The organism is Roseovarius aestuariivivens (assembly GCF_004761875.1).
Lineage (GTDB): Bacteria > Pseudomonadota > Alphaproteobacteria > Rhodobacterales > Rhodobacteraceae > Roseovarius > Roseovarius aestuariivivens.
Window position 1 is genome coordinate 317991 of sequence record NZ_SJEY01000002.1, and the last position, 13745, is coordinate 331735.

A 13745-nucleotide genomic window follows, 5' to 3' on the forward strand; every position below is an offset into this window, starting at 1 on the left:
CGGACGCATCCGTGACGCCGATGATGGCGCAATTCCTGGAGATCAAAGCGCAGTATCGCGGCGCGCTTTTGTTCTATCGGATGGGCGATTTTTACGAGCTTTTCTTTGACGATGCCGTTGCGGCGGCGGAGGCGCTCGATATCGCGCTGACGAAACGTGGCAAACATCTTGGCGAAGATATTCCAATGTGCGGCGTGCCGGTACATTCGGCCGAAGGCTATTTGCTCACGCTCATTCGCAAGGGCTTTCGCGTGGCGGTCTGCGAGCAGATGGAAGATCCCGCGGAAGCGAAGAAGCGCGGATCAAAATCCGTGGTACGCCGGGATGTCATTCGGCTGGTGACACCCGGGACCCTGACCGAAGACAGCCTTCTTGAAGCGCGGCGCCACAACTTCCTGGCCGCTTTTGCACGGGTCCGGGATCAGGCCGCTCTGGCGTGGGTCGACATCTCGACAGGCGCTTTCCACGTTATGCCGCTGGCCGAAAGCCGCTTGGGCCCGGAGTTGGCACGACTTTGCCCCAGCGAGTTGATCGTGATGGAGGGCGATGAAGCGAATTTGGGCGACATCGTCTCTGAGTTCGGTGTCGCATTGACGCCGCTGGGTCGCGCGGCCTTTGACAGCACCAGCGCGGAACAACGGCTGTGCGGTCTGTTCAAGACACAATCGCTGGAGGCGTTCGGAAATTTCGAACGGGCCGAGGTGGCGGCGATGGGGGCTATCGCCGATTACCTGGACATCACTCAAAAGGGCAAGCTGCCGCTGTTACAGCCGCCCTCTCGCGAGTCGCTGGCGCGCGTGATGCAGATCGACGCGGCGACCCGGCGGAATCTGGAACTTACGCATGCCTTGTCTGGCGGGCGCGCCGGATCTTTGCTGTCGGTGATCGACCGAACGGCGACGGCGGGCGGGGGGCGTTTGCTGGAACGCCGGGTGGCCGGACCAAGCCGTGACCTGCGGGTTGTCCGGGAACGGCAGGATGCGGTGGCGTTCGGCGTAGAGCACGCTCGGCTGCGCGAGGACGTCAGGGGATGCTTGCGCAAGGTGCCCGATCTCGACCGCGCGCTGTCCCGGTTGGGCCTGGACCGTGGCGGACCACGCGATCTTGCGGCGATCCGCAACGGGCTGGCGCAGGCAGCGGATGTGTCGCAGCGCCTGCAGAACGTCGAGTTACCTGAACTTCTGGATCGGGCAGCTCAGGATCTGGTCGGGCATGAGGCGCTAGAGACTTTGCTGGATCAGGCGCTTGTCGCGGAACCGCCGCTACTGGCGCGGGATGGCGGGTTCATTGCCGAAGGTTATGAGCCCGAACTGGATGACGTGCGCAAACTACGCGACGAGGGGCGCGGCGTAATCGCGGGCATGCAGGCCGACTATGCCCGGACGACCGGCATTCAAAGCCTGAAGATCAAGCACAACAACGTGCTAGGATATTTTGTGGAAGTCACCGCGACCCATGCGGAAAAGATGCTGTCCGCGCCTTTGAACGAAACGTTCAAGCATCGGCAGACTACGGCAAACCAGGTCCGGTTCACGACGGTCCCGCTTAGCGAGATGGAAACCCGAATTCTGAATGCGGGCGGACGGGCACTTGAGATCGAGAAACGGCTCTATACTGCCTTGAAAGATGCCGTTTTGGCGGAAGCCGCGCGGATTTCCCAGGCGGCCCGAGCAATCGCGGAAATCGATTTGGCACTGTCGCTTGCGGATCTGGCGCAGTCCGAGGCGTGGTGCCGTCCGAAGGTCGATGAAAGCCGCGCCCTATTGATAGAGTGTGGGCGTCATCCAGTGGTCGAGGCGGCCTTGAAGCGTCAGGGCGGAGACAGTTTCATCGCGAATGACTGCGCCCTGGGACAAGGTGCCGATCTGTGGCTTCTGACCGGGCCGAACATGGCCGGCAAATCGACCTTTCTACGGCAGAACGCCCTGATGGCTGTCCTTGCGCAAATGGGCAGCTTCGTACCGGCGCGGTCGGCGCATATCGGAATGGTGAGCCAGCTTTTCAGCCGTGTTGGGGCCTCGGACGATCTGGCGCGGGGCCGGTCGACCTTCATGGTCGAAATGGTGGAAACGGCAGCGATCCTGAATCAGGCCGACGATCACGCGCTGGTCATCCTCGACGAAATAGGGCGCGGCACGGCAACCTATGACGGGCTATCGATCGCATGGGCCACACTGGAGCATTTGCACGAGGTAAATCGATGCCGTGCCCTGTTCGCGACCCATTACCATGAATTGACGCATCTGAGCGAAAAGCTGAGCCGCGTTGAAAACGCGACTGTCGCAGTCAAGGAGCATGAAGGCGACGTGATCTTCCTTCACGAGGTGCGAAAAGGGGCGGCGGATCGCAGCTATGGCGTGCAGGTCGCGAAACTTGCCGGATTGCCCGCCGCGGTGGTCGAGCGGGCGCGCGTCGTTCTGGAAGCGCTGGAAAAGGGCGACCGTGAGGGCGGCGGCAAGAGAGAGGCCTTTATCGACGATCTGCCGCTATTCCGCGCAAGTCCCGTCCCCGTGTCAGCGCCGCCGAAAACATCGCCCGTGACAGACCGTTTACAAGACGTTTTGCCAGACGAGTTGAGCCCGCGACAAGCCTTGGACCTGATTTACGAGTTGAAACGGCTCGCCGAGTAGGGTGGGCAGACGGCCCACCCGACTAATCGCGATCAGCCTTTGAAGGACGACACGCCGACCTGGGCCGGCCGCAAAATGCGATCGTGCAGCATGAAGCCTTGCGCGGAAACCTGAATGATTTCACCGGCCTTTGTGCCAGGCACGGGCGCTTCGAACATGGCCTCATGATGCTTGGGATCGAATTTATCGCCTACCTGTGGGTCGATGACCTGAATGCCGTGCTTGGAAAAGACGTTGAACAGCTCCCGCATCGTAAGCTCGACACCCTCGATCAGGGCTGCATTCGCTGCACGCTGTTCCTCGTTCACCGATTCGACGGCGCGTTTCATGTTATCGAAGACGGGCAGCATATCGCGCGCCAGCTTCGAACCACCGTAATTCTGCGCCTCGGTTCGATCCTTATCCGCCCGCTTGCGCGCGTTTTCGGCATCTGCCAGCGCGCGCATGAACTTGTCTTGGTAGGCGTCACGCTCGGCGCGCAGCGCATCAAGCTGCGCCTCGAGACTTTCAGGCGCGTCCTCTTCGGTTATCGCCGCCTGTTCTTCGGCCTCGGCCTGTTCCACGTCGTCGAGGAACGGATCTTCTTTCGAGTCAGCCATGCTTCACCTCTAGCTTCGGTCCGCAATCAGCTTGCCCACCAATTGCGCCGTATAATCCACGATCGGCACGATGCGCCCGTAATTGAGACGGGTGGGGCCAATCACGCCCACCGCACCGACGATCTTCCGGTCAGCGTTCATATATGGAGAGACGACCAAAGAGGAACCCGAAAGTGAGAAAAGTTTATTCTCCGATCCGATAAATATGCGAACGCCGGCGCCTTCATCAGTCAGTTCGAGGAACTCGGCGATGTCGCGCTTGCGTTCCAGGTCATCAAAAAGCGTTTTGATCCGGTCCAAGTCTTCCTCGGCCGCACCCGCGTTGAGAAGGTTGGAGCGGCCGCGCACGATAAGCCGTTCATAACTGTCGGCCTCGCCTTCCCAGACGGCGAGACCGCTTTCGACGAGTTGATGCGCCAGCTGATCGATTTCCTGCCGGCGGGCGGAAATTTCGCTCGAGATTACCGTTCGCAGATCGGTCAGGGTTTTGCCCTCGATCAGCGCATTGAGAAAATTGGCAGCCTCGCGCATAGAACTCGGGGTTTGCCCGGGCGGCGGATGAAAGATGCGGTTTTCCACGTGGCCGTCGGCAAAAACGAGGACCACCAGAGCCCGGTCGTGGCCCAGCGAGACGAACTCGATATGCTTGATCGGCGCCTCGTGCTTGGGCGCTAGAACCAAGGAAGCACCACGCGTTACACCGGAGAGGGCCGACCCGATCCGATCAAGTGCATCCGCCACGTCATCGGAGTTCGAGCCGAGCGTGGCGTCGATCATTTGCCGGTCGTTGCTTTCCAGATCACCCACTTCGAGCAGACCGTCAACGAACATGCGCAGGCCTTGCTGTGTCGGCACGCGACCCGCGGAGACATGCGGCGAATCAAGCAGGCCGAGATATTCCAGATCTTGCATGACGTTTCGGATCGTGGCGGCAGACACCTTTTCGGACATATCCCGCGTGAGTGTCCGGGACCCCACCGGATCGCCGGTCGCGAGATAGCCTTCGACCACGCGTCGGAACACCTCGCGCGAGCGGTCGTTCATCTCGTCCAGGATCTGGCTGGCTTTTTCCATCTGCTCTGTCTGTTCGCTGCAGTCTGCCATTAAAAACGCCCACGACAAAAGATCAATCGGGGTTGCGGACCGGATTGAAGCCCCTGTATCCCGAGACCACGCAAAAAGGAGTTCTGCGATGCGGCCTTCGGGAAGAGAGTTAAGCGAAATGCGCCCGGTTTCAATCGAGACCGACGTGACGAAGCACGCTGAAGGCTCGTGCATGATCCGCATGGGCGATACCCACGTGCTGTGCACTGCCACGCTGGAAGACCGCGTGCCGCCGTTTATCAAGGGATCTGGCCTTGGCTGGGTGACAGCGGAATACGGCATGCTGCCCAGGTCAACCACGAGCCGGATGCGGCGCGAGGCGACTGCTGGCAAGCAGGGTGGTCGCACCGTGGAAATCCAGCGCCTGATCGGGCGGAGTCTGCGCGCAGGTGTCGATCGGGTCGCGCTGGGAGAACGACAGATCACGGTGGATTGTGACGTGATTCAGGCCGATGGCGGAACACGCTGTGCGTCGATCACCGGCGGTTGGGTGGCATTAAGGCTGGCCGTGAACAAGCTGATCAAAGCGGGCGAGGTGACCAGCGACCCGCTTTTGGATCCGGTGGCGGCCGTCAGCTGCGGGATTTACGCGGGACAGCCGGTTCTGGATCTTGATTATCCCGAGGATAGCGTTGCGGGCGTCGATGGAAATTTCATCATGACCGGCAGCGGCCAGTTGATCGAAGTGCAGATGAGCGCCGAGGGCGCCACGTTTTCACGTGATCAGATGGACCAGTTAATGGGTCTCGCCGAAAAAGGTGTGGGAGAGCTTGTCGCCTCGCAGAGGGCAGCGGCAGGTGCGTAGATTTTCCGGCGATACGCTTTTGGTGGCGACGCATAACGCGGGAAAGCTGGAAGAAATCGCCACGCTGCTGGAGCCATACGGCGTTTCGGTCGTCGGCGCGGCGGAAAAGGGACTGAAAGAGCCCGAGGAAACCGAGACATCCTTTGCCGGGAACGCCTGCATCAAGGCGCATGCGGCGGCCAAAGCGACGGGGCTGCCAGCGTTGAGCGACGATTCCGGGATCGAAATCGAAGCTCTGGATGGCGCACCTGGGGTATATACTGCGGATTGGGCCGAAACCGAGACTGGCCGTGATTTCGTCATGGCCATGACCAAGGCGCATGACTGGCTGGTCGCGAAGGGTGCGCCGAAGCCTTGGCGTGCACGCTTTTGCTGTACGCTGGTGCTTGCTTGGCCGGACGGGCATGACGAAGTGTTTCCGGGAACCATCGACGGTCAGATCGTTTGGCCGAGGCGCGGCACGCAAGGGCACGGTTATGACCCGATCTTCCAACCGGATGGATACGACATGACGTTCGCGGAGATGGATCGATGGGCCAAGAACAAGATCAGTCATCGCGCGGACGCGTTCGCCAAGTTGGTGAAGGGCTGCTTTGACTGAGGATTGGCGGTACGGCGGGTTTGGACTTTACCTTCATTGGCCGTTTTGCGCTGCCAAGTGTCCGTATTGCGATTTCAATTCACATGTCCGTGCCGAGATCGATCAGTCCCGCTGGCTTGACGCCTATCGATCAGAAATAGGGCGCTACCGGGCCATACTGCCGGACAGGGTCTTGACCTCTGTCTTTATCGGCGGGGGCACGCCAAGCCTTATGGATCCAGACGTGGTTGCCGAGGTCCTCGAACATATCCGCACCTCCTGGCCGACTGCGAATGACCTTGAGGTAACGCTTGAAGCCAATCCAGGGTCTGTCGAGGCGGGACGTTTTGCCGGCTACGCACAAGCGGGTGTCACTCGTGTCTCAATGGGCGTTCAAGCACTAAATGACACGGATCTGCGGCGGTTGGGACGCATCCATACCACGGCGGAGGCCAAGCAAGCATTTGATATTGCCAGGAAATATTTTGGCCGGGTGAGTTTTGACCTCATCTATGCGCGGCAAGACCAGACGGTCAGTTCCTGGCGATCAGAGTTGGCCGAGGCATTGAACATGGCTGTCGATCACCTCTCGCTTTATCAGTTGACGATCGAACCCGGTACAGCATTCGGTGACCGCCATGCATGCGGCGGATTGCGCGGCCTGCCAGACGAGGACACGGCCGCCGCGATGTACGAGGCCACGCAAGATCTTTGCGAGGCGGCTGGATATAATGCTTATGAAGTCTCTAATCATGCCAAACCCGGCGCGGAATCCCGGCACAACCTGATTTACTGGCGGTACGGCGACTACGTTGGGATCGGGCCTGGGGCACACGGCAGGATCACGCATAACGGTGAGAGATGTGCGACCGAGGCCTGGTCCAATCCGGAGCGCTGGCTGACGATGGTGCGTGCGGATCAGGCGGAAAGGTGTGTGACGCCGATTTCAAAAGAAGATCAGGCCGGCGAATACCTGATGATGGGATTGCGCCTGGCGGAGGGGATTGAGCTTGATCGCTACGCGCGTTTGGCCGGTACGCCGCTGGATGACGCGGCACTTTCCAACCTTGAAGAGGTCGGCATGATCACGCGAACGGATCGTACAGTACGCGCCACGCCGGCGGGTCGTCTGATACTTAACGCGGTTATCAAAGAGCTTCTTCTTACCCCGTCAGGAGCTTAACCGGCGGCAAAGCTCATCCAACTGGTCAAGCGTGTCATAGCCGATCGTCATCGTGCCTGATTCTTGTCCTGGCTTGTGGCTAAGCACGACGCGCATTCCCAAGTTGGCCGACAGATCTGCTTCGAGCGCCTTCGTATCTGCATCCTTGGCCTGTGCCGGTTTCTTGGTCGATTTGCCAGTCTCGGAAAAAATGTTGTTTCCGCCGTATTTTGCGAGCTTCTCCGTTTCTCTTACCGATAGCCCCTTGGCGATGACTTTCTTGGCAAGGTCGACCGGATCATCAGAAGTGATGAGCGCGCGTGCGTGCCCCGCTGAGAGCGAGCCTTCGCGCAGATACGTCAAGACATCGGCCGGGAGGCTGAGAAGGCGGACACAATTTGCGATGTGACTGCGGCTTTTGCCCAGAGCTGTGGCAAGTTTTTCCTGCGTATGGCCAAACTTCTCCATCAATTGGGTGTAACCGGCTGCCTCTTCCACCGGGTTCAGATCCGCGCGCTGAATATTCTCGATGATCGCCACCTCGAGCACTTCCGTGTCGTCGAAATCGCGTATGATGACGGGCACTTCATGCAACTTCGCAATTTGAGCAGCCCTCCAGCGACGCTCCCCCGCGACGATTTCGTACCCGCCGGCGCGCCGGGGATTGGGACGCACGATAAGCGGCTGGATAATGCCCTTTTCTCGGATTGATGCCGCTAGATCCTCGAGCGCATCGGGCGCGAAATCGCGTCGCGGCTGATCCGGGTTGGGTTCGATTGTCTCAATTGGAAGGGACCGATCGGGCGCCTTAGGTGTTTCCGCGGGCGTACCCGGATTCTCTGCCACATCAGACATAAGCGCGGAAAGCCCGCGACCTAGTCCGCGTTTTGCTTTTCTGTCCATCTTGCCCACCTCCCTGCGTCAGGCCGCTTTACGCGTGTTATTCTTCATCAATTCCCGCGCGAGGTCACGATAGGCTTCGGCCCCCTTGGAACTCGAGTCGTAGTTCAGAACCGGCAGGGAATATGATGGCGCTTCACTGACGCGGACATTTCGGGGAATGCGCGTTTCAAAGACCAAGTCACCAAGATTATCCCGCGCGTCCTGTTCCACCTGGCTGGAAAGATTGTTGCGGCCGTCGAACATGGTAAGCACCACACCTTCAATCCGCAGATCAGGATTGGCCGATTGGCGGACCTCTCGGATTGTAAGCATGAGCTGCGACAAGCCTTCGAGCGCGAAGAACTCTGACTGAAGCGGGACGAGAACCGAATGCGCGGCAACCATCGCGTTGACCGTCAAAAGATTGAGAGATGGCGGACAATCGATAAGGATGAAATCGAACCCAAAAGCATCCATCGCGGGCTGCCGCAGAGCGTCAGACAAAAGAAAACTTCGTTTTTCGTTCGAGACAAGCTCCATATCCGCAGAGCTGAGATCCACCGTGGCGGGTACGATCATGAGATGCTCGTTCCGCGTCGGCTGAATCACCTGGGCCAACTCAATTTCTTCAAGCAAAAGCTCGTATGTTGTGTAATCTCTCGCGTCCGGCTCGATCCCTAGACCCGTGGACGCATTTCCTTGCGGATCAAGATCGACGATGAGAACGCGGCAGCCGATCTCAGCCAAAGCGGCACCCAGATTGATGGTTGTTGTGGTCTTGCCGACACCACCTTTCTGGTTGGCAACCGCGATGATTTTGGCTGTGTGAGGACGCGTCGGATCAGACACGGGACACTCCTGTAACGCTGAGAATAACGGGGCCGTCTTCCGTTTTGCTTTTAGCAATCCGGTGTTGGAAATTCCACTTCGATTGCGCTTCGGGAAGCTCTTTCTTCCATTGTGCTCCTTTCAGAAAAAGCGCCGTCCCACCAGGCAAAAGATGCCTGTGCGCAAATTCGAGCAGCGTGGAAAGGTCTGCAAGCGCTCGGGCCGAAACGACGTCCGCGCCAAGGGGTGCGATATCTTCGATGCGGTCATTGATGACACGGGCAGGGGCGCCAGTTTCGCGGATAACCGTGCGCAAAAACGCCGATTTTCGCACATCGCTTTCAACAAGCGAAACATGCGTGGGATGACCTGTTTCCATACCTAGAATCGAGACCACAAGCCCTGGAAATCCGCCGCCGGATCCAAGATCAGCCCAATACGCGCCGGTGTCCGGCGCAATCTGGGCGATCTGCGCCGAGTCGGCGATATGCCGTGTCCAGAGGTCTTTCAGCGTTGATTTGGACACCAGATTAATACGCGGATTCCATTTGCGCAGAAGCTCCGCGTAAAGCTGCAGCCGATCCATTGTTTCACGTGAAACATCCAGATCGGGTACATCTGTCATGCCGTGCGTACCTTTTTGGCTTGCCGCAAGCGTGCAAGTATGAGCGTCAGCGCCGCCGGGGTCATACCATCAATACGGGCGGCCTGAGCTATGTTCTCAGGACGAATTGTTGAAAGTTTTGTCTTGAGCTCATTGGACAGACCAGCGATCTCCGAAAAATCGAAATCGCTTGGAATGCTTTGCGCCTCGTCCCGACGCATCATATCCACGTCGCGCTTTTGCCGTTCGATATAGTTTGCGTAAAGCGCGTCCTTTTCCAACTGAGCGCGGGTTTCATTGTCGATATCCGACAAATCCTTGTCCAAGGTAATCAATGCCTCAAAATCAACATCCGGAAACGCAAGCAGCTGGAACCCCGTCCGCCGCGATCCATCCTGGTTGACCTTCAGGCCAATCTCTTGAAGCTGCCTCGGTGTAAAGCTTTGCGCTTCGATCCTATCGCGAGCTTCAGCAAGGCGGGTGATTTTCCCCTCGAAAGCAACTTGTCGCTCTTGGCCAACGCAACCAATGGACAGGCCTAGCGGGGTTAGGCGTTGATCGGCGTTGTCCGCACGAAGCGACAGCCGGAACTCGGCGCGAGACGTGAACATCCGGTAAGGCTCGGTGACGCCGCGGGTCGTCAGATCGTCGATCATCACGCCGATATAGCTTTCAGCACGGCTTAATTTCACCGGATCCCGGTCTTGTACCGCGCGCGCTGCGTTCACTCCCGCGACCAAACCTTGCGCTGCGGCTTCCTCGTATCCTGTGGTTCCGTTTATCTGGCCGGCAAGGTACAGCCCGGGCACCGTTTTTACTGCAAGAGTGGTATCCAAGGCGCGAGGATCCACATAGTCGTATTCGATCGCGTAGCCGGGTTGAAGGATCTTGGCCTGCTCAAGCCCTTTGATCGATCGGACATACGCCTCCTGAACATCTTCGGGCAGAGATGTAGAGATACCGTTCGGATAAATGACATCGTCAGAAAGGCTTTCCGGTTCCAAGAATATCTGGTGCGAGGTCTTTTCTGCAAAGCGTACGATCTTGTCCTCAATCGACGGGCAATAGCGGGGGCCAACCCCATCGATGTGCCCGCCATACATGGCCGAGCGTGAGAGGTTTTTCTCGATGATTTCATGCGTGCGCGTATTGGTGTGTGTAATTCCGCATGACAGTTGCTGTGCAGACGGCGCCGTCGACAGAAACGAAAAGAGCACCGGGTCTTCGTCGGCAGGCTGCGACTCCAGCACAGACCAGTCGATGGTTTTGCCATCAAGACGTGGTGGTGTTCCGGTTTTTAAACGGCCCAGCGGCAACGCAAAGTGGTCTATACGCTCGGCTAGTTTGACCGAAGGCTTGTCGCCCATCCGTCCACCAGGCCGGGACACATCGCCGATATGGATAACCCCTCTTAGAAATGTGCCGGTTGTCAGAACAACAGCCCGCGCGGCGATTTCACTTCCGTCAGCAAGAATGACGCCGGCAACTCGATCAGCCTTCATAATAAAGTCGGCCGCTTCGCCCTCAACCACCGTCAAGTTTGGCTGAGCTGCCATTTCTGACTGCATCGCTTCACGATAGATCTTGCGATCGGCCTGGGCGCGCGGGCCCTGAACCGCCGGGCCCTTTCGACGATTGAGAAGACGGAACTGGATTCCCGCTTTGTCAGCGACGCGGCCCATGACACCGTCCAGTGCGTCGATCTCTCTGACAAGATGCCCTTTCCCGAGGCCACCAATCGCTGGATTGCACGACATCACGCCGATACCGGACTTGGTTAGCGTGATTAACGCTGTTTTAACGCCCATGCGCGCTGCGGCATGCGCTGCATCGCATCCGGCGTGACCGCCGCCGATAACCACGACATCAAATTGTTTCACGTGAAACACTCCTTACTTGCCGAGGCAAAAACTGGCGAAGATCTCATCGAGGATATTCTCGATATCGATGCGTCCTACCAGAGAATCAAGCGCGCGAATAGCGCTGCGCAGCTCTTCAGCGGCAATATCCGCTGACGCATCGCCTGACGGGATCAACGCCAAGGCCTGGTTCAGTGAGGCCAAGCCCCTTTCCATTGCATGCTTGTGGCGCAGCCGGGTGGCGAGCCCAGCGTTGGCCGCGCGTGACTCGAGCTTGGTAGTAATCGACGCAACCAGGTTTTCTACTCCAACGCCCGTTTTTCCTGAGATACCATCCTTTATGTTCGGTAGAAGATCCGCCTTGGCGATCAGAACGAGATCATCCGGCCGCAGGTAGAGATCAGGCTGCTGGCCGTGTTCGACCAGGACCACGCGCAAGTCGGCTGCTTCTGCTCTTTGCCGCGCCCGATCAATTCCGATGGTCTCGACCGCATCCTCGGTCTCCCGCAAGCCCGCGGTATCCAGTAGTGTGACCGGCAGGCCACCAAGATCCATACGAACCTCGATCACATCCCGCGTCGTGCCGGCGTATTCGGAGGTTATAGCTGCGTCACGGCCCGCGAGCGCATTCAATAAGGTAGATTTCCCGACATTCGGCGCGCCTACGATGGCGACTTCGAAACCTGACCGAATACGTTCTGCCGTCGAGACACCAGAGATTTCCTTCGCCAGCGCTTCTCGAACACGCGTAGCAAGTTCCGTGACTTCCGGCCCAACATCGACCGGTACCTCTTCATCCGCAAAATCAATAGTCGCTTCGAGAAGCGCAGAAGCCCGGATCAGGTCTTGTCGCCATGTCTCTGCCCGCTTTCCGAGATCTCCGGACAAAACACGAAGCGCCTGACGCCGCTGCGCTTCGGTCTCGGCATCGATCAGGTCCGCAAGACCTTCGACCTGAGAGAGGTCCAAGCGGCCGTTCTCCAACGCCCGGCGGGTGAATTCCCCGGGGTCCGCCGCACGCAAATCCGGGAGCCGCGCAAGCTCATCCAGAATAGCAGAAACCGTCGCGATACTCCCATGACAGTGGATTTCCACTGTCTCTTCGCCGGTAAAGCTCTGACCTTTTGGGAATGTCAGAATCAGAGCTTCATCAAGACGCGAACCATCTGACGCGCGCAGCCGGCGAAGTGAGGCAAGCCTGGATGGCGGGACATCGCCCGCCAAACGAGAGATCCCTTCAAAAGCCGTTGGACCAGAGAGGCGGATAACCGCTACGCCGGCTTTTCCCTGCGCCGAGGACAAGGCAAAGATCGTGTCCATGGGACACCTCCGACAGGCCTCAGGTGTTCATCGAATCGAAGAATTCGTCGTTAGTCTTGGTTTGCTTGAGCTTCGACAGAAGAAATTCGATGGCGTCGGTCGTACCCATCGGATTGAGGATCCGGCGCAGAACATAGGTTTTCTGAAGATCTGTCTTCTCGATGAGAAGATCCTCTTTCCGTGTACCGGATTTGAGAATGTCGATGGCTGGGAAGACGCGTTTATCGGCGATCTTCCGGTCAAGCACGAGTTCAGAGTTACCGGTGCCCTTGAACTCTTCGAAGATCACTTCGTCCATGCGGCTGCCGGTGTCGATCAGTGCCGTCGATATGATGGTCAGCGAACCGCCTTCCTCGATATTCCGGGCCGCCCCAAAAAAGCGCTTGGGACGTTGCAGGGCATTGGCATCCACACCACCCGTGAGGACCTTGCCAGACGACGGGACAACCGTGTTATAGGCGCGCCCAAGGCGCGTGATAGAATCGAGCAGAATGACCACGTCGCGCTTGTGTTCCACCAGACGCTTGGCCTTTTCGATGACCATTTCCGCGACAGCGACGTGGCGAGCCGCAGGTTCGTCGAAGGTCGAGCTGATGACCTCGCCCTTGACCGACCGTTTCATGTCGGTGACTTCCTCGGGTCGTTCATCGATCAGAAGAACAATCAGGTAGCACTCAGGGTGGTTGCGTTCGATCGACGCTGCGATGTTCTGCAGAATCACCGTCTTACCCGTGCGCGGCGGCGCCACGATCAAAGAACGTTGCCCCTTACCGATCGGCGCAACGAGATCGATGACACGCGCGGATTTGTCCTTGATCGTCGGATCATCCACTTCCATTTTCAGTCGCTCGTCCGGATAGAGCGGTGTCAGGTTGTCGAAGGCGATCTTGTGACGGGCGCGCTCGGGATCCTCAAAGTTGATCTGGCTGACCGAGGTCAGGACAAAGTACCGCTCGTTGTCCTCGGGCGCCTTGATTTCCCCATAGATCGTGTCGCCGGTACGCAGCGAATGCTTTCGGATCGTGTCGGGCGAAACATAGATGTCATCGGGTCCGGGCAGGTAGTTCGCCTCGGACGAGCGCAGAAAACCGAAACCGTCCTGGAGCACTTCCAAGACACCATCGCCATAGACTGTCCAACCCTCGTCCGCGCGCTCGCGCAGGATCTGGAACATCATCTCGCCCTTGCGCATGGTCGAGGCGTTCTCGATCTCAAGCTCTTCGGCCATTGCCAGAAGATCCTTGGCGCTGTGCGCCTTGAGATCGGACAGGTTCAAACGGTCGTCAGACATCTTCAATATCCTTGGCGCCCAATACCACTATCGGCATTCGCGCGTTGTGTGTTCAATCATGGGAAACGGTTCACCCGGACG

12 protein-coding genes are annotated in these 13745 nt (G+C 58.4%); 4 read left to right on the forward strand and 8 right to left on the reverse strand.

The annotated features are described in order from the left end of the window. The first annotated feature begins 20 nt into the window (after positions 1–20). On the forward strand, positions 21–2630 hold the full coding sequence (gene mutS / locus EZV60_RS04940; RefSeq protein WP_135503008.1) for a DNA mismatch repair protein MutS: 2610 nt from the start codon (positions 21–23) through the stop codon (positions 2628–2630). A 32-nt stretch (positions 2631–2662) separates the two neighbouring features. Here the strand turns inward: mutS and EZV60_RS04945 are convergent, their stop codons facing one another. Both EZV60_RS04945 and hrcA read right to left on the reverse strand, forming a co-directional pair. Beyond that, positions 2663–3229 (reverse strand): nucleotide exchange factor GrpE, encoded by a 567-nt coding sequence (locus EZV60_RS04945; protein ID WP_135502742.1) that lies wholly within the window; start codon positions 3227–3229, stop codon positions 2663–2665. A gap of 9 nt (positions 3230–3238) precedes the next feature. Beyond that, positions 3239–4303, reverse strand: coding sequence for a heat-inducible transcriptional repressor HrcA (gene hrcA, locus EZV60_RS04950; RefSeq protein WP_135503010.1), 1065 nt, complete (start codon positions 4301–4303; stop codon positions 3239–3241). Between the two features lie 118 nt (positions 4304–4421). On the opposite strand from hrcA, the gene rph reads away from it, so the two are divergent. The 3 genes from rph to hemW are packed head-to-tail and all read left to right on the forward strand — an operon-like array spanning position 4422 to position 6901. Beyond that, the gene (rph, locus tag EZV60_RS04955; RefSeq protein WP_135502744.1) at positions 4422–5138 is read left to right on the forward strand and encodes a ribonuclease PH; all 717 of its coding nucleotides are present in this window, start codon (positions 4422–4424) and stop codon (positions 5136–5138) included. Further along, a complete protein-coding gene (rdgB, locus tag EZV60_RS04960) occupies positions 5131–5739 on the forward strand; it encodes an RdgB/HAM1 family non-canonical purine NTP pyrophosphatase (RefSeq protein ID WP_135502746.1) in 609 nt (202 codons plus the stop codon). Before rph ends, rdgB begins: the two co-directional genes overlap by 8 nt. Beyond that, positions 5732–6901: a radical SAM family heme chaperone HemW gene (gene hemW / locus EZV60_RS04965; protein WP_135502748.1), complete on the forward strand. Its 1170-nt coding sequence runs from the start codon at positions 5732–5734 to the stop codon at positions 6899–6901. Before rdgB ends, hemW begins: the two co-directional genes overlap by 8 nt. Here the strand turns inward: hemW and EZV60_RS04970 are convergent. From EZV60_RS04970 to rho, 6 genes are read right to left on the reverse strand one after another with little or no spacing between them, the layout of a single operon-like run. Next, positions 6890–7783 carry a ParB/RepB/Spo0J family partition protein gene (locus EZV60_RS04970; protein ID WP_135502750.1) on the reverse strand — a complete coding sequence of 298 codons (894 nt, stop codon included), beginning with the start codon at positions 7781–7783 and terminating at the stop codon, positions 6890–6892. The two genes, hemW and EZV60_RS04970, sit on opposite strands and share 12 nt — an antisense overlap. Positions 7784–7801: 18 nt before the next feature. Continuing rightward, a complete protein-coding gene (locus EZV60_RS04975) occupies positions 7802–8611 on the reverse strand; it encodes a ParA family protein (protein WP_135502752.1) in 810 nt (269 codons plus the stop codon). Next, positions 8604–9215, reverse strand: coding sequence for a 16S rRNA (guanine(527)-N(7))-methyltransferase RsmG (rsmG, locus tag EZV60_RS04980; RefSeq protein WP_135502754.1), 612 nt, complete (start codon positions 9213–9215; stop codon positions 8604–8606). Before rsmG ends, EZV60_RS04975 begins: the two co-directional genes overlap by 8 nt. Next, positions 9212–11083 carry a tRNA uridine-5-carboxymethylaminomethyl(34) synthesis enzyme MnmG gene (gene mnmG, locus EZV60_RS04985; RefSeq protein ID WP_135502756.1) on the reverse strand — a complete coding sequence of 624 codons (1872 nt, stop codon included), beginning with the start codon at positions 11081–11083 and terminating at the stop codon, positions 9212–9214. The genes rsmG and mnmG overlap by 4 nt, the downstream gene beginning before the upstream one ends. Positions 11084–11086: 3 nt before the next feature. After that, positions 11087–12373, reverse strand: a complete 1287-nt coding sequence (gene mnmE, locus EZV60_RS04990; protein ID WP_135502758.1) for a tRNA uridine-5-carboxymethylaminomethyl(34) synthesis GTPase MnmE — start codon at positions 12371–12373, stop codon at positions 11087–11089. 19 nt (positions 12374–12392) lie between these two features. Then, positions 12393–13664, reverse strand: a complete 1272-nt coding sequence (gene rho, locus EZV60_RS04995; RefSeq protein WP_135502760.1) for a transcription termination factor Rho — start codon at positions 13662–13664, stop codon at positions 12393–12395. Positions 13665–13745 lie beyond the last annotated feature (81 nt).

Bases quoted from the DNA above. Each gene is read 5' to 3' on its own strand.
- mutS (WP_135503008.1), top strand. From the start codon at position 21: ATGATGGCGCAATTCCTGGAGATCAAAGCGCAGTATCGCGGCGCGCTT.
- EZV60_RS04945 (WP_135502742.1), bottom strand. From the start codon at position 3,229: ATGGCTGACTCGAAAGAAGATCCGTTCCTCGACGACGTGGAACAGGCC.
- hrcA (WP_135503010.1), bottom strand. From the start codon at position 4,303: ATGGAAAAAGCCAGCCAGATCCTGGACGAGATGAACGACCGCTCGCGC.
- rph (WP_135502744.1), top strand. From the start codon at position 4,422: ATGCGGCCTTCGGGAAGAGAGTTAAGCGAAATGCGCCCGGTTTCAATC.
- EZV60_RS04970 (WP_135502750.1), bottom strand. From the start codon at position 7,783: ATGGACAGAAAAGCAAAACGCGGACTAGGTCGCGGGCTTTCCGCGCTT.
- rsmG (WP_135502754.1), bottom strand. From the start codon at position 9,215: ATGACAGATGTACCCGATCTGGATGTTTCACGTGAAACAATGGATCGG.
- mnmE (WP_135502758.1), bottom strand. From the start codon at position 12,373: ATGGACACGATCTTTGCCTTGTCCTCGGCGCAGGGAAAAGCCGGCGTA.
- rho (WP_135502760.1), bottom strand. From the start codon at position 13,664: ATGTCTGACGACCGTTTGAACCTGTCCGATCTCAAGGCGCACAGCGCC.